Below are 24,078 nucleotides of genomic sequence, written 5' to 3'. Positions count from 1 at the left end.
CGGGGGAAATGGAGCCACGATGATCGAAATGAAGCAGACGGCCGCGCTTGTTTCCCTGGCGACGGCGGTTCCACCGCATCTATTCCATCAGGGACAGGTCCTGCAGGCCGCGCGCAATCTCCTCGCCGACCGCTATGCCGAATTCGAGACGCTCTCCAGCCTCTTCGCCAACACCGGCATCCAGCATCGCTACGGCGTCAAGCCGATCGAATGGTATCTCGAACGGCGCGGCTGGCCGGAGCGAACGCGGGCGTTTCTCGAGGGCGCGGAGACGCTGTACGCCGACGTGGCCCGCAAGGCAATTGCGCGCGCCGACCTGACCGGCAGGGACATCGATATCGTGGTCACGGTGTGCTCGACCGGCATAGCCACGCCGTCGCTGGAGGCGCGCGTCGCCGGCAAGCTCGGTCTGCGGACGGATGTGTCGCGCGTGCCGGTGTTCGGCCTCGGCTGCGCGGGCGGTGTGTCCGGCCTGTCGATCGCGGCGCGGCTGGCCGAAGCGCGGCCGGGAGCGAACGTGCTGCTGGTTGCGCTCGAGCTCTGCACGCTCGCGGTCCGGCACGACGAGCTCACCAAGGCAAATATCGTTGCGGCCAGCCTGTTCGGCGATGGCGCGGCCGCGATCGTGCTGCGAGCCGGGGACGGTGGTGCGACGCGGATCGAGGCGACGGGCGAAAAGCTGTGGCCGGATACGCTCGACATCATGGGCTGGACGGTCGATCCGGAGGGATTCGGCGTGGTCTTTCAGCGAACCATTCCGGATTTCGTCCGCAACCATGTTGGTCCGGCCATCGCCGAAATCCTCGCGCGGATGCAGCTGACGGCCAATGACGTCGACCGCTTCCTCTGCCATCCCGGCGGCGCCAAGGTCATCGCCGCGCTGGAGCGGGCACTCTCTCTCGATCAGGGCACGCTCGATCACGAACGCGACGTCATCGCGGCTTGCGGCAACATGTCGGGCCCGACGGTTCTCTTTGTTCTGGAGCGAGCCTGCGCCAAGGGATTGCCGCCGCGCTCACTGCTCACGGCGCTCGGGCCGGGCTTCACGCTCAGCTGCGTTGCGCTCAGGCACGCGGCGTGAGCTTCGCGTCGGTCATCCTCGCGCTGGTCACGCTGCAGCGTCTCGGCGAGCTCGTGCTGTCACGTCGCAACACCGAGCGGCTTCTCGCGCAAGGCGCGGTCGAGATCGGCGCCAATCACTACCCGCTCATTGTCCTGGTTCACGCCGGCTGGCTGACCGCGCTGTGGATCTGGGGCCGCAACCAGGACGTCAATCTGGCCGCGCTGGCGGGTTTCCTAGTGCTGCAAGGCTTGCGGGTGTGGATCCTCGCCGCGCTCGGGCCGCGATGGACCACGCGAATCGTCGTGCTGCCGGGCGCGCCGCTGATCGCATCCGGGCCGTACCGATATTTCCCGCATCCAAACTACGCCGTCGTGGTCGGTGAAATCGCGCTGCTACCCCTCGCGCTGCACCTGCCGCGATTGGCGCTGATCTTTACCCTCGTCAATCTCGCGGTGCTTGCGCTCCGGATTCGGGTCGAGAACCGCGCGCTCTCCGTTTCCGAATGGCCACGCACAAGCACGCCATGAGCAAGGGGGCGGATCACCGAACTGACGGCCCATCGGCTGCGACCTGGACCGGCTTCCTCTTGATGTGCTTCGGCATGTTCATGGCGATTCTCGACATCCAGGTCGTCGCAACCTCGTTGCCGACGATCCAGCGCGCGCTTGCGATCTCGCCGTCGGCGATGAGCTGGATCCAGACCGCCTATCTGATCGCGGAAGTGATCGCGATCCCACTGACCGGCCTGTTCACGCATGCGCTGTCGTTGCGATGGCTGTTCGCGCTTGCGGTGAGCCTGTTCACCGTCGCGTCGGTCGGCTGCGCCCTCAGCGGCGGCTTTGCCGCGCTGCTGGCGTTTCGGGTGCTGCAGGGATTTTCCGGCGGCGTGCTGATCCCCGCAGTGTTCTCCGCCGTGTTCACGCTGTTCCCGGCGCGGCTTCATCCGGCGGCCACCACGATCGGCGGCGTCGTCGCGGTGCTCGCGCCGACCGTCGGACCCGTCGTCGGCGGCTGGATCACGCAAACCTGGTCCTGGCCGTGGCTATTCCTGATCAATCTGGTTCCGGGAACGGTGGCAGCCTCGGTCACGCCGTTGCTGCTTCCGAAGGAAGGTGTGCAGCTTCGCGCGCTCTCCAGACTGGATAAATGGTCGCTGGTCCTGCTCGCAGCGACGCTCGCAAGCTTCATGATCGGTCTGAAGGAAGCGCCGCAACGCGGTTGGGCGTCGATGCCTTGCCTCGGCCTGCTGATCGGAAGCATTGCCGGGATGGTGCTGCTGATTCGGCGCACGCTCCGCGCGGCCTACCCGATCGCGCAATTGACGCTTTTCAAGCGGCGTCCGTTCGCGATCGGTTGCGGACTGAGCTTTTGCCTCGGCATTGGCCTGTATGGATCGACCTATCTGATGCCGGTATTCCTCGGTTTCGTCCGCCGCCATGACGCTTTCGAGATCGGCACCGTCATGCTGGTCACGGGAGTTGCGCAGCTCGTCGCGGCGCCGCTTGCGGCGATCCTCGAAAGCCGCATCGGCGCGCGGCGGCTGACCGGCGCGGGCTTCGCCTTGTTCGCGCTCGGCCTCGGCTGGAGCGCCATTCAGCCGCGTACGGCGGATTTTGCCGAGATGTTCTGGCCGCAGGTCGTGCGCGGCGTCGCGATCATGTTCTGCCTGCTGCCGCCGACGCGCATTGCACTGGGCGCCCTGCCGGAGGCGGAAATTGCCGACGCCAGCGGACTGTTCAACCTGATGCGCAATCTGGGCGGCGCGATCGGGATCGCCCTGATCGATACCATCCTCTATGGGCGAAGCCCGATCTATGGCGAGGATTTCCGCGTGCGCCTGCTGGCGGGGGATGTCACCGCGGCGCAGGCGATCGGGCTCGATCCGAAGTTGCTGATCGATCGCCCGCCGGGTCTGCCGGACGACGCGACGGTGGCGTTCATCCGGCCGTTGGTCGAACGAGCGTCGCTCGCACTCACGGTCAACGAGGCATGGGCGATGCTCGCCTGCGTGGCGATCGTCGGACTGCTGCTCGTGCCCTTCGCAAGCGATCGGGTACCGGCATCGCTGCCGGTGCCTCCGGATACCACCTAGAGCGTTTTCGAGCGAAGTGGATACCGGTTCGCGTGAAGAAAACGCGTCAAAACAAGAATCTAGAGCCCCGTTCCGATTCCATCGGAACGGGAAAGCTCTAGACCGAGGACACGTTGGTTCGCCGCGCCGGCTCGATCAGCTCGCGCCGCGGGCCCGACAGCCGCTTGTACATGTGCACCATGAAGGCCATGCCGAACAGCGGCGTCGCCAGATTGACGATCGGGATCGAGACGAAGGCGGCGATGAACAGGCCCGCGGTAAAGACTGTCGCTGCGTTCTCCTTGCGCATCGCCTTGGCGTCATCAGGCGAGCGGAACCGCATCGCCGCAAGCTCGAAATATTCGCGGCCGAGCAGCCAGGCGGTCGCGAGGAAGAAGATGATGAAGCCCGCGCCCGCGAACAGCACGAACGGCAGCGCGACCAGATAGACCAGGATCGTCAGCAGCGCGGTCTTGACGCCCTCGATCGTCGCGAGCGTGACCGGCAGCGCCACGCCGGGATGGTCGGCCGGATAATGCTCGCGCTCGACATGGTCGGCGACGTCGTCGACAAACAGGCTCGCCACCAGCGAGGTGATCGCGGGCATCAGGAAGATGCCGCCGAGCACGACGCCAAGCCCCGCCGAGATCGAGACGATCCAGGACAGCACGTGCAGCGTGGAATGGAAGTTGGGGCCGAGCATGCCTTCGGCCCAGACCTCGCCGTAGTCGGCAAACCAGCTCAGCAGCCGCTGCAAGCCGATCGCCAGCACGGTGATCAGCACCAGCGCAAGCCCGATCGAGCGCCACAGGATCGAGCGCATCGGCGGCGACAGGATTTGCGAAAGCGCCTTGACGGCGGCGGCTAACATGACCGGGTTACCTCTGCACAAATGACCCGCGAGAGGTAGACACCCAATATGGCTTCGGCAAGTGCCGTTTGTGCCGCGGTGCGAGCGTTTTCGAGTGAAATGCTCTAGGCGTCGAGCGGCCTGCCGCGGACGTTCGGCCCCCAGACACCGATAGCAATGATCACGATGACCATCGCCGCGGTGATCAGGCCGAATACCCCGTCGACGCCGGCCTCCTTCAGCATGAACGCCACGATGAAGCCGGAGAAAGTCGCGCTGAGCCGGCTCATCGAATAGACGAGACCCGCGGCGCGCGCCCGGATCGCGGTCGGGAACACCTCGGTCTGGTAGGCGTGATAGGCGTAGGACAGCGTCATGTTGGCCCCCGTCACCAGCACGCCGCTGGCGATCAGCAGCACCGGCTCGGTGAGCTGCGAGAAGGCGAGGCCGAACACCGAGATCGCGGCAGCCGCGCCGCAGATGATCCATTTGCGCTCGAAGCGGTCGGCGAAGGTTGCGGCCAGGAGCGGCGCGAGCGGATAGGCGAAGGCGATGATGAAGGAATATTGCAGGCTCTTGGTGACGTTGATGCCCTTCTGCACCAAGAGCGCCGGCACCCAGTTGGAGAAGCCGTAGACGCCGAATGCCTGGCAGAGATTGAAGATCATAAACAGCACGACGAGCGAGGCGTAGGGTGGCCTGAACAGGTCGGCATAGCCGGTCTCGGTCGGCGCACGTGCCGGCACCATCGCCGCCGTAGCGGCGGGGCGCGGCGCAGCCGTCGGCGATGCGGCCTCGAGCGTCCGCATGATCCTCTCGGCCTCGGCAGCGCGGCCATGGCGGGCCAGCCAGAGCGGGCTTTCCGGAACGTAGAGCCGCAATACCCAGATGATCATGCTGGCGGCGGCGCCGATCAGCACCACCCAGCGCCAGCCGTCGATGCCATAAGGCGAGAGCGGCACCAGCCACCACGACAGCGCGGCGACAACAGGCACCGCCGATAGCATCACCGCCTGGTTGATTGCGAAGGCCCGGCCGCGCATCCAGCTCGGCACCAGCTCGGTGATGTACGCGTCGATGGTGATGACCTCGATGCCGATCCCGATCCCGGCGATGAAGCGCCACAGCAGCAGGCCGCCCGGTGTGGTCTGGCACGCCATGATCACCGATGCCGCGGTGTAGAACAGCAGCGACCAGGTGAAGACCGCCTTGCGCCCGAAACGATCGGCTAGGAAGCCGAGGCAGAAAGTGCCGATGAACAGGCCCGCAAAGGTCGCCGCGACGAAGGCGCCGATGCCGGAGAAGCCGAAGAACGCCTGCGTCGTCGTGGTCATCAACCCGCTGCGGGCGAGGCCCGGCGCGATATAGCCGGTGAAGAACAGATCGTAGATTTCGAAGCAGCCGCCGAGCGAGAGCAGGATCACCAGCCGCCAGACAAGGCCGGAGGTGGGCAGCGCCTCGAGCCGTCGCGAAATCTGGTCGGGTCCGCTGGTCGTGTTGGCGAGATCGGCGACCGAGCCGAGTTCGACGGCACTCATGATGGTCCTCCCCGAATGGTGCAACGGCCGCCCCTCTTGCGAGGGCGTGCTGGTCGCGCATGTTTGGCAGCCGGGAGCCAGAAATCCAGACGAACATATCGAAGGAATCGTTCGATATTTTCGATGGCGCTGTTTCTGACTTCTTAGCGCGAACCGGCGCTCACTTCGCTCGACAGCGCTTCAGATCAGGAGCGTCGCCTCCCAGGCGCCGCGGCCCACCTGATCTGCGATCAGGGCGCGGATCAGGCGGCACATCTCCTCCATGACGTAGGTCATCGGGCGGTTGCGCAAGCGGCAAAGATAGAGGGTGCGGGTCAGCTTTGGTTCGATGACTTCGCGCGCGACCAGCAGTCGTGCCTTCAGCGGCTCGCTGACGAAATGGGTGGTCGCAATCGTGCAGCCCAAGCCCGCGGTCAGCGCGCCGATCATGCCGCTGGTCGAGTTGAGGTGCATGATCGCATTGGCCTCGAGCCGCTTCAGCAGCACGGGATCATCCAGCAGTGCGCGCGCCGATAGTCCGTACCGCAACAGGATCAGGGGCAGCCGCGTCACCTCCTCGAAGGTGATTGGCGTTTTCTTGCCGATCAGCTTCTCGGTGCCGACGCAGAACATCTGTTCCTCCAGCACCGGCTCGGCGATCAGGTCCTTTCCCGACGGCGGATTGTAGACCAGCGCGAGGTCGACCTCGGAACTCAGCAGATGCAGCAGCGTCGCGCCGGAGAGACTCTCGGTCAGCGACAGCTTCAGGTTCGGATATTTCGTCAGCACGGTCCGCATCAGCGGCACGCCGATCGCCTTCATCCCGGAATTGGCCATGCCGATCGAGATGTCGCCGGCGATCACGCTGGCGCCTTCCTTGATCTCGCGCTCGGCCGCCGCCATCGCGCGCAGGATGATGCGGGCATGTTCATAGAGCCGCTCGCCCGCCGCGGTCGGTTCCATGCCGCGCGGCTTGCGCTCGAACAGTGGCGTGGCGAATTCCGCCTCGAGATTGGCGATGTGGTGGCTGAGCGCGGATTGCGCGACGTTGGCCTGGTCCGCGGCCCGGGACAGGTTGCGCTGCTCGTAAACCGCGATGAAATAGCGAAGCTGGCGCGAATCCATGAGGGTTCAGCGTTCTAGAACCACGAATACACTATTCGACAGATTATATTTTTCAGATAGCGTGCGGAAGCCTAACCTGCGCCGATCACAAAGCGTTTTCGAGCGAAGCGGATACCGGTTCGCATGAAGAAACGCGTCAGAACAAGAGCGCAACGAGCACGGAGAAACCGATGACCGGGAGCGGACTGCCGCTGGAAGGCGTGAGGGTCGTCGAGATGACCCACATGGTGATGGGGCCGACCTGCGGCATGATCCTGGCGCAACTCGGCGCCGAGGTGATCAAGGTCGAACCGCCCGCTGGCGACAAGACCCGTTCGCTCGGCGGCATGGGGGTGTCGTTCTTCCCGCTGTTCAACCGCGGCAAGCGCAGCGTCGTGCTCGACTTCGCCAAGCCCGAGGATCGCGACACCATGCACCGGCTGCTCGCCAGCGCCGACGTGTTCCTGGAGAATTTCCGCGACGGCCAACTCGACAAGCAGGGGCTTGGCGCCGAGGAGCTGCGCCAAAAATATCCGCAGCTGATCATAGCCGGCCACAAGGGCTTTCTGTCCGGTCCCTACGATCATCGGCCGGCGCTCGACGAGGTCGTGCAGATGATGTCGGGGCTCGCGGCGATGACCGGCACGCGCGACAAGCCGCAGCGCGTCGGTTCCTCCGCCAACGACATCATGGGCGGCATGTTCGGCGTGATCTCGATCCTCGCCGCGCTCTATCAGAGGCGCGGCGGTCACCAGAACGGCGCCGACATCCGCATCGGCCTGTTCGAGAACTGCCTGTTCCTGGTCGCCCAGCACATGGTCGAGTACGAGATGACCGGGCGCAAGCCGCGCTCGATGCCGGAACGCGAGCATGCCTGGCCGATCTACGACATCTTCGATGCCGCCGGCGGCGATCGCATCTTCATCGGCGTCGTCACCGAAGGTCATTGGCAGAGCTTCTGCCGCGAGTTCGGCCTCACGGAGTTCGCCGACGATCCGACGTTGCGCTCGACCACGGACCGCATCATGGCGCGCGACCGGATCATTCCGCGCGTCGCCGAGGTGATCAAAGGATGGAACGTCGCCGACCTCTCGGCGCGGCTCGACGCGCTCAACATCTGCTTCTCGCCGATCAACCGGCCGGAGGACCTGCTCAGGGATCCGCATGTGCTGCGTCCCGGCGGGCTGGTCAACAACGTGAACGCCGACGGCAAGCCGTTCCGCGTCCCCGCGTTGCCACTCGAATGGAACGGCAGCAATATCGGCGAAGGCCTGAAAGTGCCGGTGCTGGGCGCCGATACCGAGGCGGTGCGCGCCGAGCTCGCACAACAGACAATTTCATCAACCGGAAACGCTGCGTGAGGCTGACATGACCCGCGTCCACGATATCTACCCGAGCGACAAGGTAACTCTGCGCGAGGTCGGCCTGCGCGACGGCCTGCAACTGGTGAAGACGTTCCCGTCGACCGCGGCGAAAGAGCGCTGGGTGCGCGATGAATATGCCGCGGGCGTCCGGCATTTCGAGGTCGGCTCGTTCCTGCCGGCCAAGACGTTTCCGCAATTCGCCGATGTCCGTGACGTTGTCGCGACCATTGCCGCGCTGCCCGGCGCGCATGGTGTCGCGCTGGCGCTGAATGAGCGCGGCGTCAACGAGGCGCTGGCCTCCGGCGTCGCCGAGATCGCCTCGGTGGTGTCGGCGACCGAGGAGCACAGCCAGGCCAACGCCAACCGCTCGCGCGAATCGGCGATCGAGAACATCAAGCGTCTCTGCGAGCTGCGCGATGCCAGCGCGCACAAGCCGCTGGTCAATGCCGCGATCTCGATGGGGCTGGGCTGCTCGATCGTCGGTCCCGTCGATCCGAAGGAGGTGCTGCGCCTCACCGAGAAGCTCTACGAGGTCGGCGTCGACATGGTCGCGATTGCCGACACCGTCGGCTATGCCGGGCCGAAGCAGGTCGGCGAGCTGACGCGCGGCGCGGTGAAGATCGCAGGCTCCAAGCCGGTCTGCGTGCATCTGCACGACACCCGCGGCATGGGCATCGCCAATGCCTCCGCCGCGCTCGACGAGGGCGCCCGCGTGCTCGACGGCTCGCTCGGCGGCCTCGGCGGCTGCCCGTTCGCGCCGGGCGCCACCGGCAATGTCGTGTTCGAGGACCTCGTCTTCCTCTGCGAGAGCAAGGGATTTCCGACCGGCATCGATCTCGATCGTCTGGTCGCGGTGCGTGCGATCCTGAAATCCGAGATGCCGAATGAGGCGCTCTATGGCGGCCTCGCCCGCGCCGGCCTGCCGCGCGGCACCAAGGCGAGGGCGGCGTAGCGTATTCGCTGCGTAGCCCGGATGGAGCGAAGCGAAATTCGGGAAGCCCTGTCCGCGGGTGCGAGGCCTCGGATTGCGCTGCGCTCCATCCGGGCTACGAAAACGCTCTCAATCATGCCTGTGCCCATGCCCGCGCTTGCGCGGCTTCTTGTCCGGGGCGGTCGGGATCATCACGACGCGGCCGTAACGCACGCCGCGTTCGGCGATGACGTGATCGGCGAGACGGCGGACCTCGCTGCTGGCACCCTTCAGCGCCGTCACCTCCATGCAGCTGTCGTCGTCGAGATGGACGTGCAGCGTCGCCAGCGACAGGTCGTGATGGCCGTGGAAATTCTGCACCAGCCGCTTCGACAGATCGCGCGCGGCGTGGTCGTAGACATAGACCAGCGCGGCGACGCATTGTCCTGACGGCGCGTTCTCCGCGCTCTGCTGCAGGCCGGCGCGTGCGAGATCGCGGATGATCTCGGAGCGGTTCTGATAGCCGCGCGCCTCGGCGGCAGTGTCGATCTCCGCGAGCAGGTCATCCTCGATGGTGATGGTGATGCGTTGCATGGATTATCCGTGGTGGCTCGATTGCCTGGCGGTATGACATTTTTCTTGTAACGTCATACTGTGCTTGCTAGCGTCGCTTTGCCGGGGTTGGTTGGACTGGTGCGGTCGTCGCGTGACTGTAACAGGTATCATGCGGGGGCATGCGCGTTGCGTCGTACTGCATGGCGGATATTTCCCGCCGCCGCATCCATTGCAGCATTGGCGCCGGTCGCCGAAGCGCAGACGCCTCCCGTCGCGCCCGGGCAGCTGCCGCCGGTGACGGTGACGTCGCCCGATCAAGCGCCGCATAAGCGCGCCAAGCCGTCGCGGCGTCCACACCATGTCGCCGCCAGCGGTCGCAGGCCGGCAGCGCCGCAGCCGAGCCAATCCACCGCCGCGACCAGCGGCATCACCAGCGGCTCTGCAACCGTTTCTGCATCGGATCTCCAACCGACCGCCGCCAGTGCGCTGCAGATCAGCGGCGACGAGGTGAATGCGCGGCCGGTCTCGCGCGTCGGCGAAGTTCTGGAGGCGGTGCCGGGCCTGATCGTCACCCAGCATTCCGGCGAGGGCAAAGCCAATCAATATTTTCTGCGCGGCTTCAATCTCGATCACGGCACTGACCTCGCCATCACCGTCGACGGCATGCCGGTTAGCATGCCGACCCATGGTCACGGCCAGGGCTATGCCGACATCAATTTCCTGGTCCCGGAGCTGATCCGGTCGATGGACGTCCGCAAGGGTCCCTACTACGCGGACAAGGGCGACTTTGCTTCCGCCGGCGCGGTCGACATCAACTATCTGAATGGACTGCCGAAGAACATCGCCGAGCTGACCGTCGGCAGCTTCGGCTATCAGCGTGCGATGGCAGCTGGCTCGGCCAAGGCCGGCGATGGAACGCTGCTCGCGGCCTTCGAGGCCAACAAATACAACGGTCCCTGGGACGTGCCGGACGACATCCGCAAGCTCAACGGCGTGCTGCGCTACAGCCAGGGCACCGCGACCGACGGCTTCTCGCTGACCGCGATGGCCTATTCCAATGGCTGGAACTCGACCGACCAGGTCCCGCAGCGCGCGATCGACCGGGGCCTGATCGACCGTTACGGTTCGCTCAATCCGACCGACGGCGGCACCTCGAGCCGCTTCAGCCTGTCCGGCAATTGGGCGCAGTCCAGCGACTACGGGCAGAGCAAGCTCAACGCCTATGTGATCCGCTCGTCGCTGCAGCTCTATAACGACTTTACCTATTTCCTCGACGCCCCCGTCAATGGCGACCAGTTCAGCCAGACCGACAAGCGCACCGTCTATGGCCTCGACGCCAGCCATGCCCTCGACCTTCGCTTCGCCGGCGTCGAGACCCAGACCCGGGTCGGCATCCAGACCCGCTACGATGATATCAATGTCGGCCTGTTCAAGACTGTGCAGCGCGAGATCCTGTCCACCGTGCGCAACGACCAGGTGCAGGAGGGCAGCGTCGCGCTGTGGGCCGATACCACCGCGCGCTGGACCGACTGGCTGCGCACCACGGTCGGCATCCGCGAGGATTATTTCGCCGGCCACGTGCTGAGCGACACGCCGCAAAATTCCGGCGACGCGCAGGCGGCGATGACGAGCCCGAAGGCCGGCATCGTGCTCGGCCCCTGGGCCAGGACCGAGTTCTACGGCAATGCCGGCTTCGGCCTGCATTCCAACGACATCAGGGGCGCGACCATCACCGTCGATCCCAACGACAAGGTGACGCCGCTCGATCGCGTGCCGCTGCTGGTGCGCTCGAAGGGCGTCGAGCTCGGCATCCGCACCAGGGCGGTCGACGGCCTTACCTCGTCGCTTGCCGGGTTCGTGCTCGATTTCGATTCCGAGCTGCTGTTCGTCGGCGATGCCGGCACCACCGAGCCGAGCCGGCCGAGCCGGCGCGTCGGTGTCGAGTGGACCAACCAGTACAAGCTCCTGCCGTGGATGAGTTTTGATTTCGATCTCGCCTATACCCGCGCCCGCTTCACGGATGTCGATCCGGCCGGCAATTTCATTCCGGGTGCGCCGGCCTGGGTCGCCAGCGGCGGCGTCACCTTCGGCCGCGACACCGGCTGGTTCGGCAGCCTGCGCGCCCGCTATTTCGGCCCGCGCCCGCTGATCGAGGACGACAGCGTGCGCTCGCTGTCGTCCTTCATCGTCAACGCCCGCGCCGGCTACAAATTCGACAACGGGATGCGGCTACAGCTCGACGTTCTCAATCTCTTCAATGCGCAAACCAACCAGATCGAATACTACTATTTGTCGCGGCTGCCGGGCGAACCGATCGGTGGCGTCGCCGACCGCCATGTGCATCCCGCCGAGCCGCTTGCCGTTCGGCTGACGCTTGCGGCGACGTTCTGATCGTCACACCTGCGCGCGACCTTCCGCGGTCATTTCCGCAGCCGAAAGCGCCGTCTCTTCGTCAGTCGCTTCAGGAACAAGCGGCGGCGACTTATGTTCTGGAAACACACCAAATTCGCCGGCTACCTCCTGGAGCGGCTTCTGCTTGTCGGCCCAGTGCAGGGCCGTGTAGTCGAAACCGTGCACGATGGTGGGTTTGACGACTTCGAAATAGGGCGAGATGTCGAAGTCGCGCGGCATGTAGAGCGAGGAATCGCGGATATGCAGGATCTCGCGGCGCGCCTTGCGGCTGGCGGCGCGCGTGATCTTGGGCAGGATCGGATAGCGCACGGCGTCGAACGCCTGCGCGATCAGCGCCGAGCAGATGATCTTGGTCGGATCGCCGGAGCCGAACGCGATCATGCGGCGGCGCCAGCGCTGCGGGATCGGCAGCGGAAACAGATAGCGCGCGAGATCGACGATGTTCTTGGTGTCGTAGCCGAAGCCGATGCGGTTGATGGCGTAGCGGCACACCGTGGTGCGGTCCTCGAACGACAGTCCGACCGGACGGCAGAGGCGGGTGTGGTAGGCGAGATATTTCGACAGTGGCGCGGAGGTCACGCCCTCGCCGATATTGGCCTCGATCAGCACATGCTGTTCGCCGTCAGGCTCGAACGCGCCGTCGATCGGTCCGACAAACAGCGCGGCGTGCGACCAGGTCGACTGCGTGAGGTATTTGATGATGCCGGAAATCCGGTTGTTGCCTTCGACCAGCAGCACATCGCCGGGCTGCATGATGCTCCGCAGATGGTCCGGGTCGCTCGGCGTGAACGGCTCGTAACCGGGAACTTCCTTCTGCAGGTACCCCGCGATCCATTTACCGACGGTATCGAGCATTACGCCCATGAATTCCCCCCAGCGGTTCTACGACCGCTTGTGCTGACTTAATCATGGTCGCAAGCCGTTGCAATTTAGTTCATGCCATCGGCGGATCAATCATGATTGATTTACCATGATGGTTGCTGCGGTCGGTGAGATGCGGCACAGTTCGCGAAGCGTTCCCGTTCTCCGCAAGTCCCCGGAAACCATGCCAGAAGCTATGTCATGACAGTGACCCGCCGCGATTTCCTGTCGGCGTCCGCAGCTTTCGCGCTGGTGCCCGCGCTGGGCGGCCGGGTTCTTGCTGCGCAGCCGCCGCCGCGCGAGGCAGACGTCGTCGTGATCGGCGCGGGTGCCGCAGGCATCGCCGCGGCGCGACGGATCGTTGCCGCCAACCGCAAGGTGATCGTGGTGGAGGCGGCCGGCCAGGTCGGCGGTCGCTGCCAGACCGACGCGTCGACATTCGGCGTGCCGTTCGACCGCGGCGCGCGCTGGATGCACAATCCCGAGACCAATCCGATGATCCGGCTGGCCCCGCTCCGCGGGCCTCGACATCGTCACGGCGCCTGCGGGGCAAAAAATTCGCATCGGCCGGCGCTATGCCCGTCCCGGCGAGACCGAGGAGTTTTTGGCGGCGCTGGTGCGCGCCAACCGCGCCATCGACGACGCTGCGCGCAAGGCCGATATCGCCTGCGCCGCTGCGATGCCGAAGGACCTCGGCGATTGGGCCGGCACCGCGGAATTCCTGCTCGGGCCCAATTTCTGCGGCAAGGATCTGAAGGATCTTTCCGCGGTCGACAAGGTGCGCGCGCAGGATCGCAACACCGCGATCGCCTGCCGGCAGGGGCTCGGCGCGCTGATCGCAAAGCTCGGCGAGGGACTGCCGCTGGCGCTGTCGACGCCGGCGCAGCGCATCCTGTGGAGCAATCGCGACGTGATGGTCGAGACGCCCTCCGGCAAGATCACCGCGCGCGCCGCCATCGTCACCGTGTCGAGCAACGTGCTCGCGAGCGGCAACATCAAGTTCGCGCCGGAGCTTCCAAAGCGCGCGCTCGATGCCGCCGTCAAGCTCAGCCTCGGCAGCTACGATCGCATCGCATTGCAGATTCCCGGCAATCCGCTCGGGCTGTCGCGCGACGACGTCATCATCGAGCAGAGCAATTCGACCAAGACGGCGCTGCTCTACGGCAATATCGCGGGCTCCTCGCTGTGCACGATCGACGTTGCGGGTTCGTTCGGTCGCGAACTGTCCGCGCAGGGCGAGCAGGCGATGGCGGCTTTCGCGGTGGAATGGCTGACCAAGCTCTATGGCAGCGAGGTCGGCGCCGCCGTGAAGAAGACCAGCGCGACGCGCTGGAATGCACAGCCCTTCATCCTCGGCGCGATGTCGGCCGCTGCACCCGGCGCACAATTCTCGCGCCGGATCCTGACCGAGCCGATCGGCGCGATGTATCTTGCGGGCGAGGCCACCCATGAAACGCTGTGGGGCACGATCGACGGCGCCTGGGATAGCGGCGAGCGCGCCGCCGACGCCGCGCTGCGCAGGATCGGCGGGGTGAAGGAAGCGACACCGGCGCCCGCAGCGCCCGCCGCAAAACACAAGCGCCGCACGTCGCCTCGCTCCGGTGCGATGAATTGATGATCGTGAGAGGAGACGGTTGAGCGTAGCCGGCCTACCGTGGCGTGTGCGGCGATTTGGTGGCGAGTGCTGCCGCACAATCGGTGTCGTCCCTGCGAAAGCAGGGACCCATACGCCGCAGCAGATGTTGTGATCGGGACTCGTCGTTCCGCCATCGTTCAGCAATAACCATTCGTGGTTATGGGTCCCTGCGTTCGCAGGGACGACACCGAGGATGTTGCGCAGCAGGTGATCATGAATCCGCATTCTCGCGACATGATTTGTCTTTTCACACCGGCAGCTTCAGCTCCATCAGATCCTTGGCCACCACGATGCGGCCGGGATAGTTCTTCTTCACGTCCCGGGTCCAGTCATCGTCGGTGACCTGCCGATCGTCGCCGGGGACGAAGTGGCTCAGCACCAGCGTCTTCACGCCGGCAGCGGCCGCGATGCGCCCGACGTCCTCGGTCGAGGTGTGGCTGTCGAGCAGATGCTTCCTCAGCGTGGCGCCGTTCTTGGTCGTGGCGACCAGGCGATCGACCGCGGGGACGTAGAGACATTCGTGCACCAGCACGTCGACGCCCTTGGCAAACTCGGCGAGCTTCGGGTTGTAGGCGGTGTCGCTGGAGAACACGATGGTGCCGTCCGGCGTCTCGAACTTGTAGGCGAAGTTATCCGTGATCGGCGGATGCGGCGTGCGGAACGCGGTCACGGTGACATCCGATGTCTTCAGCACCACGCCGTCGTCGCTGATGTCTTTCGCGATCAGCAGCTTGCGCGGATCGGGCCGGCCTTCGTCCTCGATCCGGGTCTCGACGTCGAACTTGTTCAGCTCCCAATATTCCTTGGTCATCGCCTCGATGCCCTTGGGACCGAACGAATGGATCGGCGTCGAGAGGCCGGCCGCCCAGGCGTTGTAGAACAGATTGCCGTATTCCAGATTGTGATCGGAATGATGATGGCTGATGAAGATGTACTTGACCTGCGGGATCGGCACGCCCGCGCGCACGAGCTGGCGGCTGACGCCCATGCCGCAATCGATCACGAACGGTGTGTCGTTGACGACGACGAGATTGGCGGGGTTCGAAGCGCCGATGCCGACGCGTGGCCCGCCCTTGGTGCCGAGGAACACGATGCGGGTCCGCGCCTTGTCGGTTTGCGCGCGCACGTGAGGCGCCGCGAGCACGGCGGCGCTGCCGAGCGCCAGTTTCAATGCATTGCGGCGATCGATCATCGGTGTCTCCCTGGTCTCTTTTGAATGCTGCGACCCTAGCCGCCGCGCAAGATGCCATCAAGCGCCGGCAGGCCGACGATGACGGCAGCCGCGATCAGCGCGTAGCAGATCGCGCGAAACACCTTTTCGCTCGCCTTGCCGAACAGCGTGGCGCCGAACCAGACGCCGACGCCGTAGATCGGGCCGACGATCAGCGAGAACTTGACCGATTCGATCGTGATCAGGCCGGTGAACCAGTAGCTGACCAGCGAGAAGAAATCCGAGGCGCCGAAGAACAGCACGATGTTGGCGCGCGAGATCACCGACGAGATCGGGCGTCCCAGCCAGTAAGCGACGATCGGCGGGCCGCCGGTCTGCGCGAGGCCGCTGCAGAAGCCGGAGAGGCCGCCGACGCCGACGGAGAGGGCGACGTGCTCCTTGCCGTGGTAGCGCCAGCCCGACAGCAGCAGTGCGAGCAGCGCCGCGACAAAGCAGGAGATGATCCAGCGCGTGGTGACAGGCTCGAGCACGGTCAGGAAATAGGTGCCGATGGGAACGCCGACCAGCGCGCCGGCGACCATGACTGCGGTCGCCTTGCGATCGGCGTGGGTCCAGGCGTTCGGCAGCAACGGCGTGGCAGCGATGAAGTCGATGACGAGCAGCAGCGCCGCCACCAGCCGCGGCGCCGCGACGCTGCTCGCGAGCGGCATGAAGATCAGCGCCGAGCCGAAGCCGGAGAAACCGCGCGCCGTCCCCGACACGAAGGCGATCGCACAGATCGCGAGCGCGATGCTGGTCGAGATGTCGGAGGGGATCAGGCTGAAGGAGGTCATGCGGGAGGCTGGAAGTGAGGTTCGAATTGCTGTCCGGCGTGCCCGCCCGCACTACGGTTCTAACGTAACTGCACTTTTGTCAGACCGTCATCCCCGCGCAAAGGCTTCGCCTTTGTCGCTGGAGGTGCGAGCGGAGCGAGCCCCGAAGGATGAATCGGCCACAGCCGGGCCGTCGACCCTTCGAGACGGCCGCTACGCGGCCTCCTCAGGGTGACGGTGCAATGGACCGCCTGTGGTTCACATCACCCGCGCAGCGTGCCGCCGGTCTTCTTGGTCACCTCGGTGACGACCTTGGCCGCGACCGCGTCGATCTCCTGGTCGGTCATGGTCTTCTCGCGCGGCTGGATCGTTACCGCGATCGCGATCGACTTCTTGTCGGGATCGATGCCCTTGCCTTCGTAGACGTCGAACACGGTCACATCGGTGATCAGCTTCTTGTCGACATTCTGCGCCGCGCGGACGATGTCGCCCGCCTTGACGCTGCGATCGACGATGAAGGCGAAGTCGCGCGACACCGGCTGGAATGCCGAGAGTTCCAGCACCGGCTTGGCGCGCGTCGCCCGCTGCTTGCCTTGCGGGATGCGCTCGAGGATCACCTCGAACACGATCATCGGGCCGTCGGCGCCGAGCGCCTCGGCCGCGCGCGGATGCAGCTCGCCGAAAGTGCCGAGCACGTTCTGCGGGCCGATCTGGATGGTGCCGGAGCGCCCCGGATGCAGCCAGGCCGGACCGCCGGGGACGATCTGCAGTGCCTGCATCGGCGCGCCGGCGGCCGCCAGCACGGCGAAGGCGTCGGCCTTGGCATCCATCGCATCCGCCACGGCCGAGCCGGTCCAGTGCCGTCCGATCCCCTTCGACGAGGCGAAGCCATGGCGCACGCCGGACGCGGCGACCAGCTGGTCCTCCGGGCGGTCGCCGCGGAACACCTGGCCGACCTCGAACAGCGCCACGTCAGGATAGCCGCGGTTGATGTTGGCCTGAACCGCCGCGACGAGGCCGGGCAGCAGGCTCGGCCGCATGTCGGAGAGATCGGCCGCGATCGGGTTGGCGAGCACGAGCTCGCTCTGGCCGCCGCCGAACAGTTTTGCCGCGTCATTGGTGATGAACGACCAGGTCACGGCTTCCACCATGCCCCGCACGCCGAGCGCGCGTTTGGCGCGGCGGGTGCGCAGCTGCATCGGCGTTAGCACCGGCTTGCGCGGCTCCTCGCCGCGCTCGAACGGCGTCATCGGCACCTTGTCGACGCCGACGATGCGCACGATCTCCTCGACGATGTCGGCCTTGCCGTGCACGTCGGTGCGCCAGGACGGGATCGCGATCTTCACCACGGGGCCGTTGCCGGCCAGCATGAAGCCGAGCCGGGTGAGGATCAGCTTCACCTCGACCAGCGGCACCTCGATGCCGGCAAGGCGCTTCACTTCGCTGAGCGGGAAATCGATGACGCGATCCTCGCCGAACTGCTTGCCGACCACGACGTTCTCGGACGGCGTGCCGCCGCACAGCTCCAGCACCAGTCTGGTCGCGAGCTCGAGCCCGGGCACCATGAAGGCCGGATCGACGCCGCGCTCGAAGCGATAGCGCGCGTCCGAATTGATGCCGAGCTTGCGGCCGGTCTGCGCGATGTTGATCTCGTTCCAGAGCGCCGATTCGATCAGTACGTCGGTGGTGTTGTCGTCGCAGCCCGAGGCCTCGCCGCCCATGATGCCGGCAAGCGATTCGACGCCGTGCTCGTCGGCGATCACGCAGATATTGCTGTCGAGCGTGTAGGTGCGGCCATCGAGCGCGAGCAGCGTCTCGCCGTCCTTGGCGCGGCGGACGGTGAGATTGCCCTGCACCTTCTTGGCGTCGAACACGTGCAGCGGGCGGGCGCGGTCGTAGGTCATGAAGTTGGTGATGTCGACCAGCGCGTTGATCGGACGCAGGCCGATCGAGGTCAGCCGCTTCTGCAGCCATTCCGGCGACGGGCCGTTCTTCACGCCGCGCACCAGCCGCAGCGCGAAGCCCGGACACAGCGTGGCGTCTTCCACCTTCACCTCGACCGGGCAGGGGAATTCGCCCTTGATCGGCTTGATGCCGGGGTCTTTGAACTTGCCCATGTCGGCGGCGGAGAGATCGCGCGCGATGCCGTGCACGCCGGTGCAGTCCTGCCGGTTCGGCGTCAAATTGATCTCGATGGTGGGATCGCCGAGCCCGGCCCAGTCGGCATAGCCCTTGCCGAGCGGTGCGTCCGCCGGCAGCTCCATAATGCCGTCGTGGTCCTCCGAGATCTGCAATTCCGCCGCCGAGCACAACATGCCGCGGCTCTCGACGCCGCGGATAGTGCCGACGCCGAGCGTGATGTTCTTGCCAGGGATGTAGGTGCCGGGCGGCGAGAACACGCTGATCAGCCCGGCTCGCGCATTCGGCGCGCCACACACCACCTGCACCGGCTCAGCCCCGTCGCCGGTGTCGACCATGCAGACGCGCAGCCGGTCCGCATTCGGATGCTGCTCGGCCGAGATCACGCGCGCGATGGTGAACGGCGCCAGCGCCTTCGCCTTGTCCTCGATGTTCTCGACCTCGAGCCCGATCATGGTGAGCTTGTCGGCGAGCTTGTCGAGCGGCTCGTCGGTCTCGAGATGTTCCTTCAGCCAGGAGAGGGTGAACTTCATGACGATGATTTCTCTTGTCCCCTCTCCCGCTTGCGGGGGAGGGTTAGGGTGGGGGCTCTCTCCGCGATGGCAGCGGCGATTGTTTCAAGGACGCCTGCACGATTTGTCATGACGTCGAGATTGCTGAAGCGAAGGACTTTGAAGCCTTTGGTCTCAATGACGGCTGAGCGTGCGGCATCGGCGCGTTCGCCTTCGTCCGAAAAGTGCTGACCGCCGTCGAGTTCGATCACCAGCTTTGCCGCGTGGCAGACGAAGTCGGCGACGTAATTATCGATGGGTACCTGACGGCGAAAGGTTGCGCCGTTCAGGCGATTGCCGCGCAGCTCCGACCAGAGGATGCGCTCCGCATCAGTCAAGTTACGTCTGAGCGCACGCGCATTTGCGCGCAGTCGAGTGGATACCTTCCAGTCCGGATGTTCAGGATCGACCATGAGCAACTCCGGTGCTGAGAGACCCCCACCCCAGCCCTCCCCCGCAAGCGGGAGAGGGAGTTCGACTGCTTGAGGTGAGGGGGTTTTCGTGTCCATTCGAGACCGGTGAGCACACTCCATCCATTCCCTCTCCCGCTTGCGGGGGAGGGTCAGGGTGGGGGCTCGTGCCGCATCGGGGCACTCAACGAGACTCACGTACTCAGCCCTCCCGCGATCGACGGGATGTCGAGCGGCTTGAAGCCGTAGTGGCTGAGCCAGCGCACGTCGCTGTCGAACAATTGGCGCAGGTCGGCGATGCCGTATTTCAGCATTGCGATGCGGTCGATGCCCATGCCCCAGGCAAAACCCTGGTAAACGTCGGGATCGAGGCCGCAGGCACGCAGCACGTTGGGGTGCACCATGCCGCAGCCGAGAATCTCCAGCCAGTCCTCGCCCTCACCGAAGCGGATCTCGCCCTTGTCGCGGCGGCACTGGATGTCGACCTCGAGCGACGGCTCGGTGAACGGGAAGAACGACGGCCGGAACCGCATGTTGATGTGGTCGACCTCGAAGAACGCCTTGCAGAACTCGTGCAGGATCCATTTGAGGTGACCGAGATGCGAACCCTTATCGATCACGAGGCCCTCGACCTGATGGAATTGCGGCGTGTGCGTCGCGTCGGAATCGATGCGATAGGTGCGGCCCGGGCAGATCACGCGGATCGGCGGCTGCTGGGTCAGCATGGTGCGCACCTGCACCGGCGAGGTGTGGGTCCGCAGCAGCATGCGCGAGCCGTCTTCCTTCGGGTTGAAGAAGAAGGTGTCGTGCATCTCGCGCGCCGGATGACCTTCGGGGAAGTTCAGCTTGGTGAAGTTGTAGTCGTCGGTCTCGATGTCGGGACCTTCGGCGACCGCAAAGCCCATGTCGGCGAAGATCGTGGTGAGCTCGTCCCAGACCTGGCTCAGCGGATGAATGCGGCCGGTCTCCGCCGGCGATTCGCGCAGCGGCAGCGTGACGTCGATGGTTTCGGCGGCGAGGCGCGCATCGAGCGCGGCTGCTTTCAGCACGTCGCGCCTGCCCGCGAGCGCCTGCGTCACCGCATCCTTGGCGAGGTTGATCTTCGCGCCCTCGGTCTTGCGCTCCTCCGGCGACATTTTTCCAAGGGTCGCAAGGAGTGCCGAGATCGAGCCCTTCTTGCCGAGCGCCGAGACGCGGACCGCCTCGAGGGCGGCCTCGTCAGCGGCTGAGGCGATCTGGTCGAGGATGGATTGTTCGAGCGTTGCGAGGTCGGACACGGTCAATTCCTGCGCTTGAGCGGAGCATGATCTGGTGGGAAGTACCGCTACCCGAACCGGTACCATGCGCCAAAATTCGGCTGGGTTGTCGCCGCCCGAAGGCGGTAACGTCAAGCAAAAAGCCGGTCATTTCGGGCCGATGGCCGGCAGCATTGAACCCCGCGCGGAGGCCGGGCTACCCAAGGGGAGTTCAAGGAGGCCCACGCGATGTTGCTGCGATCTTGCCTGGCTATGTCGGCGGTGCTGTTGATGCTCACCACGGTGCATGCCGCAACCGAGGAATGCCCCGCCAAATCGACCCAGATGGACGACATCATCGCGGAGCTTCAGAAGGCGCCGAGCTGCAACCGCGCGATGAAGATCTTCGAGGCGTGCGAGTACGGCGCCAGCGGAGACGTCCAGTTCGGCACCGTGGTCGAGAAGAGGTGCGAGGGGGACTTCCTGTCCGGCCTCAGAGCGCCGCAGAAGAAGGCCTATGCCAGCCAGCTCAAGCGCTGCGACCACAAATACGACAACGAAAGCGGCACCATGTACCGCTCGTTCACGGTGTTCTGCCGGGCGATCGTCGCCCAGCGCTATTCGCAGAAGGCGCTGAAAGCGGGCCCCAAATCGCGTTAGGGCCGCCCGCCAGGATCAGGCGGCCAGCGCGGCCTTGGCCTTCTCGGCGATCGCCTGGAACGCAACCGGCTCGTGGATCGCCAGATCCGACAGCACCTTGCGGTCGACGACGACGCCCGACTTGGAGAGGCCGTTGATGAACACGCTGTAGGTCATGCCGAACGGACGGACCGCGGCGTTGATGCGCTGGATCCAGAGCGCGCGGAAAGTGCGCTTCTTGCGCTTGCGGTCGCGGAAGGCGTACTGGCCGGCCTTTTCGACGGCCTGCTTGGCGACGCGGATGGTGTTCTTGCGGCGGCCGTAATAGCCCTTGGCGGCCTTGTAGACTTTCTTGTGCTTGGCGTGAGCGGTCACACCGCGTTTGACGCGAGACATGACGGAAATCCTTGATCTGGAAGAGGTGACGGGGCGCCGCGCAGCCGCGGCGAGGGTTCAAGCGGATCAGCGCGATCAGGCGTTCGGCAAGAAATACTTCTTGACGTTGTCGCCGTCGGTCTTGAACAGCACGCGGGTGCCGCGCAGCTGACGGATCTGCTTCTTCGTCCGCTTGATCATGCCGTGGCGCTTGCCGCGCTGGGCGTGCATGACTTTGCCAGTGGCAGTCACCTTGAAGCGCTTTTTAGCGCCCGACTTGGTCTTCAACTTGGGCATTTGGCTCTCCTGTCGCACAGCACGAAAATCGCCCCGAGAGGCGTCCGGCCGGCTAAAATGCTCGTTAGAGCGTTGAAAGTGCTAAGGTTTTTTCCGAATTGAAAGAACCTGCACCAGACGTCGCCACGGCAGCCCTTGATCAGCCGGGCGGCGAAGGCCCGGCTTATGACAGAGGATCGGCGGTTTTGCAACGTTTGCGGCGGGAAATCGGGGTCGGATGGGCCTGCTCCTTCCCCCTGAAAGGGGGAAGGTCGGGATGGGGGTCAGCCGCAGACGCCGGCGCTCGTGGAGAGAAGATCCCCACCCGCTTTGCTCTTGCGAGCAAAGCGACCTCCCCTTTCCAAGGGGAGGTTGGCACCATCCGGGCTACGGAAACGAAACAGCCCGCCAGATCGCCTGACGGGCCATTTCATTTCAACAAAGCGACAAATTCGAACTAGCGCGGCGCCAGCACCATCACGACCTGGCGGCCCTCGAACTTCGCGTCCTGCTCGACCTTGGCGAATTCGGCGACGTCGGCCTTCACCTTGTCCAACAGCTTGGTGCCGATCTCCTGGTGCGCCATCTCACGACCGCGGTAGCGCAAGGTGATCTTGACCTTGTCGCCTTCCTCGAAGAAGCGCTGCATCGCGCGCATCTTCACGTCGTAGTCGTGATCGTCGATCATCGGGCGGAGCTTGATCTCCTTGATCTCGACGACCTTCTGCTTCTTGCGAGCTTCGGCAGCCTTCTTCTGCGCGGAATACTTGTACTTCCCGTAGTCCATGATCTTGCAGACGGGAGGGCTGGTATTCGGCGAAATCTCGACGAGATCCATGCCGGCTTCCATGGCCATCTTGATGGCCACCATGGTTTCGACGGTGCCCTGATTGACACCTTCCGCATCGATCAGCTGGATCTGTGCGTTGCGAATCTCATCATTGGTGCGCGGCCCTTCTTTGGCGACTGTGGGCGGGGCTCTATTGGGACGGCGAATGGGTAACTCTCCAAAGTTGTGAAAGGGAAGGCGGATATTTTGAAGCAAGATGCTGCGACGGGCAAGCGAACTCGCTTCTTTAAGCGGCAAAACCGCCAATTGCGAGGCATTTTGGCCACGCCCGGCACATATAGCGGGCGCGTCTGCTCCGCAAGGCGGGGCTTACAGCCGTTGACCGCTGCCGCGCGACAATTGAAAAGCAGATGTCTGACACGCGAGTGACCGAACCATGAGCCAAACCGCCGCATCGGAACAGGAACCTGCCTTCATCGAGGTCGGCGAGGGCAGTGAAGCACGCCGGATCGCGGTGCGGGCCCGTGCCGGCGGCGGCCCGGGACTGATCTGGCTCGGCGGTTTCAAGTCCGACATGGCCGGCACCAAGGCGCTGGCGCTCGACGCGTGGGCCGCCGAGCACGGCCGCAGCTGCGTCAGGTTCGACTATTCCGGCCATGGCGAATCCGGCGGCGAGTTCGCCGACGGCACCATCGGCCGCTGGCTCGAGGAGAGCGTGGCCGTGTTCTCGCAGTTCTGCAGCGGGCCGCAGGTCGTGATCGGGTCCTCGATGGGCGGCTGGATGGCGCTGCTGCTTGCGCGGGAGATCGCCAGGCGCGGGAACGGGAAAGCACAGCTCGCCGGCCTCGTGCTGATCGCGCCGGCGCCCGACTTCACCGAGGAGCTGATGTGGAAGGCCTTCTCGCCGGAGGTCCGCGCCGAGATCGAGGCCAAGGGCATGTGGCTGCGTCCGTCCGAATATGGCGACGGCACGCCCTATCCGATCACCCGCAATCTGATCGAGGAGGGCCGCAACCACCTGCTGCTCGGCAGCAAGATCGACGTCGGTTGCCCGGTGCGCATCCTGCAGGGCGCGCAGGATCCCGACGTGCCGTGGAAGCACGCGTTCGCGCTGGTGCACCGCCTGCCGGCCGAGGACGTCGTGCTGACCATGATCCAGGACGGCGACCACCGCTTGTCGCGTCCGCAGGACATCGCCCGGATCATCGCCGCGGTGGCGGAGATCTAGCCACGCCCCGCCCTTCGAGACGGCCGCTTCGCGGCCTCCTCCAGCGACAACGGCTTCGCCGTTGCGCGGGGGTGACGGCTACGGAAGCAGGCGTCATCCTGAGGTGCGA

General features: G+C 65.2%; 21 protein-coding genes and 1 pseudogene. 9 read left to right on the top strand and 13 right to left on the bottom strand.

The features are described 5' to 3' along the window. Window positions 1-28 precede the first annotated feature (28 nt). The 3 genes from XI02_RS00770 (at window position 29) to XI02_RS00760 (ending at window position 3,155) form a co-directional block, all read left to right on the top strand. Window positions 29-1,081, top strand: coding sequence for a type III polyketide synthase (locus XI02_RS00770; RefSeq protein ID WP_172648984.1), 1,053 nt, complete (start codon window positions 29-31; stop codon window positions 1,079-1,081). Further along, complete coding sequence (locus tag XI02_RS00765; RefSeq protein WP_172646222.1) at window positions 1,078-1,590, top strand: isoprenylcysteine carboxyl methyltransferase family protein; 513 nt, start codon at window positions 1,078-1,080, stop codon at window positions 1,588-1,590. Before XI02_RS00770 ends, XI02_RS00765 begins: the two co-directional genes overlap by 4 nt. A gap of 62 nt (window positions 1,591-1,652) precedes the next feature. Next, the gene (locus XI02_RS00760; RefSeq protein WP_172648985.1) at window positions 1,653-3,155 is read left to right on the top strand and encodes a DHA2 family efflux MFS transporter permease subunit; all 1,503 of its coding nucleotides are present in this window, start codon (window positions 1,653-1,655) and stop codon (window positions 3,153-3,155) included. 97 nt (window positions 3,156-3,252) lie between these two features. Here XI02_RS00760 and XI02_RS00755 read toward each other — a convergent pair whose 3' ends face one another. The 3 genes from XI02_RS00755 to XI02_RS00745 all read right to left on the bottom strand — a co-directional run bounded on the left by XI02_RS00755 (window position 3,253) and on the right by XI02_RS00745 (window position 6,626). Further along, a complete protein-coding gene (locus XI02_RS00755; RefSeq protein ID WP_057020368.1) occupies window positions 3,253-4,005 on the bottom strand; it encodes a sulfate transporter family protein in 753 nt (250 codons plus the stop codon). Window positions 4,006-4,109: 104 nt separating this feature from the next. Next, window positions 4,110-5,522, bottom strand: a complete 1,413-nt coding sequence (locus tag XI02_RS00750; RefSeq protein WP_172646223.1) for an MFS transporter — start codon at window positions 5,520-5,522, stop codon at window positions 4,110-4,112. A 180-nt stretch (window positions 5,523-5,702) separates the two neighbouring features. Next, window positions 5,703-6,626, bottom strand: coding sequence for a LysR family transcriptional regulator (locus XI02_RS00745; protein ID WP_194483348.1), 924 nt, complete (start codon window positions 6,624-6,626; stop codon window positions 5,703-5,705). A gap of 170 nt (window positions 6,627-6,796) precedes the next feature. Here XI02_RS00745 and XI02_RS00740 point away from each other — a divergent pair, with 170 nt between their 5' ends. After that, complete coding sequence (locus tag XI02_RS00740; protein WP_172646225.1) at window positions 6,797-7,966, top strand: CaiB/BaiF CoA-transferase family protein; 1,170 nt, start codon at window positions 6,797-6,799, stop codon at window positions 7,964-7,966. 7 nt (window positions 7,967-7,973) lie between these two features. Next, window positions 7,974-8,921 carry a hydroxymethylglutaryl-CoA lyase gene (locus tag XI02_RS00735; RefSeq protein ID WP_172646226.1) on the top strand — a complete coding sequence of 316 codons (948 nt, stop codon included), beginning with the start codon at window positions 7,974-7,976 and terminating at the stop codon, window positions 8,919-8,921. Window positions 8,922-9,029: 108 nt separating this feature from the next. Here the strand turns inward: XI02_RS00735 and nikR are convergent, their stop codons facing one another. Continuing rightward, window positions 9,030-9,473 carry a nickel-responsive transcriptional regulator NikR gene (gene nikR, locus XI02_RS00730; protein WP_069279056.1) on the bottom strand — a complete coding sequence of 148 codons (444 nt, stop codon included), beginning with the start codon at window positions 9,471-9,473 and terminating at the stop codon, window positions 9,030-9,032. A 147-nt stretch (window positions 9,474-9,620) separates the two neighbouring features. Between nikR and XI02_RS00725 the strand changes: the two genes are divergently transcribed. Beyond that, window positions 9,621-11,825 carry a TonB-dependent receptor domain-containing protein gene (locus XI02_RS00725; RefSeq protein WP_370143871.1) on the top strand — a complete coding sequence of 735 codons (2,205 nt, stop codon included), beginning with the start codon at window positions 9,621-9,623 and terminating at the stop codon, window positions 11,823-11,825. A 3-nt stretch (window positions 11,826-11,828) separates the two neighbouring features. Here the strand turns inward: XI02_RS00725 and XI02_RS00720 are convergent, their stop codons facing one another. Then, window positions 11,829-12,710 carry a YiiX/YebB-like N1pC/P60 family cysteine hydrolase gene (locus tag XI02_RS00720; protein ID WP_244980875.1) on the bottom strand — a complete coding sequence of 294 codons (882 nt, stop codon included), beginning with the start codon at window positions 12,708-12,710 and terminating at the stop codon, window positions 11,829-11,831. Window positions 12,711-12,908: 198 nt separating this feature from the next. Between XI02_RS00720 and XI02_RS00715 the strand changes: the two are divergent. Then, window positions 12,909-14,322 (top strand): annotated as a pseudogene (locus XI02_RS00715) (flavin monoamine oxidase family protein). Window positions 14,323-14,590: 268 nt separating this feature from the next. Here the strand turns inward: XI02_RS00715 and XI02_RS00710 are convergent. The 5 genes from XI02_RS00710 to pheS all read right to left on the bottom strand — a co-directional run bounded on the left by XI02_RS00710 (window position 14,591) and on the right by pheS (window position 20,703). Continuing rightward, window positions 14,591-15,535 carry an MBL fold metallo-hydrolase gene (locus XI02_RS00710; protein WP_172646229.1) on the bottom strand — a complete coding sequence of 315 codons (945 nt, stop codon included), beginning with the start codon at window positions 15,533-15,535 and terminating at the stop codon, window positions 14,591-14,593. A 35-nt stretch (window positions 15,536-15,570) separates the two neighbouring features. Further along, window positions 15,571-16,347 carry a sulfite exporter TauE/SafE family protein gene (locus XI02_RS00705; RefSeq protein WP_172646230.1) on the bottom strand — a complete coding sequence of 259 codons (777 nt, stop codon included), beginning with the start codon at window positions 16,345-16,347 and terminating at the stop codon, window positions 15,571-15,573. Between the two features lie 242 nt (window positions 16,348-16,589). Next, window positions 16,590-18,998 carry a phenylalanine--tRNA ligase subunit beta gene (gene pheT / locus XI02_RS00700; protein ID WP_172646231.1) on the bottom strand — a complete coding sequence of 803 codons (2,409 nt, stop codon included), beginning with the start codon at window positions 18,996-18,998 and terminating at the stop codon, window positions 16,590-16,592. Next, a complete protein-coding gene (locus XI02_RS00695) occupies window positions 18,995-19,429 on the bottom strand; it encodes an endonuclease domain-containing protein (RefSeq protein WP_038372709.1) in 435 nt (144 codons plus the stop codon). Before XI02_RS00695 ends, pheT begins: the two co-directional genes overlap by 4 nt. Window positions 19,430-19,620: 191 nt before the next feature. Next, window positions 19,621-20,703: a phenylalanine--tRNA ligase subunit alpha gene (pheS, locus tag XI02_RS00690; protein WP_172646232.1), complete on the bottom strand. Its 1,083-nt coding sequence runs from the start codon at window positions 20,701-20,703 to the stop codon at window positions 19,621-19,623. A 207-nt stretch (window positions 20,704-20,910) separates the two neighbouring features. On the opposite strand from pheS, the gene XI02_RS00685 reads away from it, so the two are divergent. Beyond that, entirely contained in the window at window positions 20,911-21,321 is a 411-nt protein-coding gene (locus XI02_RS00685) for a hypothetical protein (RefSeq protein WP_244980876.1), read from the top strand. 15 nt (window positions 21,322-21,336) lie between these two features. Here XI02_RS00685 and rplT read toward each other — a convergent pair whose 3' ends face one another. The 3 genes from rplT to infC all read right to left on the bottom strand — a co-directional run bounded on the left by rplT (window position 21,337) and on the right by infC (window position 22,948). Continuing rightward, window positions 21,337-21,696: a 50S ribosomal protein L20 gene (gene rplT, locus XI02_RS00680; RefSeq protein ID WP_018269297.1), complete on the bottom strand. Its 360-nt coding sequence runs from the start codon at window positions 21,694-21,696 to the stop codon at window positions 21,337-21,339. A 75-nt stretch (window positions 21,697-21,771) separates the two neighbouring features. After that, window positions 21,772-21,972, bottom strand: a complete 201-nt coding sequence (gene rpmI / locus XI02_RS00675; protein ID WP_008539890.1) for a 50S ribosomal protein L35 — start codon at window positions 21,970-21,972, stop codon at window positions 21,772-21,774. 436 nt (window positions 21,973-22,408) lie between these two features. Next, window positions 22,409-22,948 carry a translation initiation factor IF-3 gene (gene infC, locus XI02_RS00670; RefSeq protein WP_026192043.1) on the bottom strand — a complete coding sequence of 180 codons (540 nt, stop codon included), beginning with the start codon at window positions 22,946-22,948 and terminating at the stop codon, window positions 22,409-22,411. Between the two features lie 229 nt (window positions 22,949-23,177). Between infC and XI02_RS00665 the strand changes: the two genes are divergently transcribed. Next, window positions 23,178-23,969, top strand: coding sequence for a carboxylesterase (locus XI02_RS00665; protein ID WP_172646233.1), 792 nt, complete (start codon window positions 23,178-23,180; stop codon window positions 23,967-23,969). Window positions 23,970-24,078 lie beyond the last annotated feature (109 nt).

It is taken from the genome of Bradyrhizobium sp. CCBAU 21365 (genome assembly GCF_015291305.1).
Lineage (GTDB): Bacteria > Pseudomonadota > Alphaproteobacteria > Rhizobiales > Xanthobacteraceae > Bradyrhizobium > Bradyrhizobium elkanii.
Note: the sequence above shows the minus strand (reverse complement) of the source record. Positions and strands in the feature narration are given on the sequence as shown.

Coding starts and splice junctions, on each gene's coding strand:
- XI02_RS00770 (WP_172648984.1), top strand. CDS start 29: ATGAAGCAGACGGCCGCGCTTGTTTCCCTGGCGACGGCGGTTCCACCG.
- XI02_RS00760 (WP_172648985.1), top strand. CDS start 1,653: ATGTGCTTCGGCATGTTCATGGCGATTCTCGACATCCAGGTCGTCGCA.
- XI02_RS00755 (WP_057020368.1), bottom strand. CDS start 4,005: ATGTTAGCCGCCGCCGTCAAGGCGCTTTCGCAAATCCTGTCGCCGCCG.
- XI02_RS00750 (WP_172646223.1), bottom strand. CDS start 5,522: ATGAGTGCCGTCGAACTCGGCTCGGTCGCCGATCTCGCCAACACGACC.
- XI02_RS00745 (WP_194483348.1), bottom strand. CDS start 6,626: ATGGATTCGCGCCAGCTTCGCTATTTCATCGCGGTTTACGAGCAGCGC.
- XI02_RS00740 (WP_172646225.1), top strand. CDS start 6,797: ATGACCGGGAGCGGACTGCCGCTGGAAGGCGTGAGGGTCGTCGAGATG.
- XI02_RS00735 (WP_172646226.1), top strand. CDS start 7,974: ATGACCCGCGTCCACGATATCTACCCGAGCGACAAGGTAACTCTGCGC.
- nikR (WP_069279056.1), bottom strand. CDS start 9,473: ATGCAACGCATCACCATCACCATCGAGGATGACCTGCTCGCGGAGATC.
- XI02_RS00720 (WP_244980875.1), bottom strand. CDS start 12,710: ATGGGCGTAATGCTCGATACCGTCGGTAAATGGATCGCGGGGTACCTG.
- XI02_RS00710 (WP_172646229.1), bottom strand. CDS start 15,535: ATGATCGATCGCCGCAATGCATTGAAACTGGCGCTCGGCAGCGCCGCC.
- XI02_RS00705 (WP_172646230.1), bottom strand. CDS start 16,347: ATGACCTCCTTCAGCCTGATCCCCTCCGACATCTCGACCAGCATCGCG.
- pheT (WP_172646231.1), bottom strand. CDS start 18,998: ATGAAGTTCACCCTCTCCTGGCTGAAGGAACATCTCGAGACCGACGAG.
- XI02_RS00695 (WP_038372709.1), bottom strand. CDS start 19,429: ATGGTCGATCCTGAACATCCGGACTGGAAGGTATCCACTCGACTGCGC.
- XI02_RS00685 (WP_244980876.1), top strand. CDS start 20,911: ATGTTGCTGCGATCTTGCCTGGCTATGTCGGCGGTGCTGTTGATGCTC.
- rplT (WP_018269297.1), bottom strand. CDS start 21,696: ATGTCTCGCGTCAAACGCGGTGTGACCGCTCACGCCAAGCACAAGAAA.
- rpmI (WP_008539890.1), bottom strand. CDS start 21,972: ATGCCCAAGTTGAAGACCAAGTCGGGCGCTAAAAAGCGCTTCAAGGTG.
- XI02_RS00665 (WP_172646233.1), top strand. CDS start 23,178: ATGAGCCAAACCGCCGCATCGGAACAGGAACCTGCCTTCATCGAGGTC.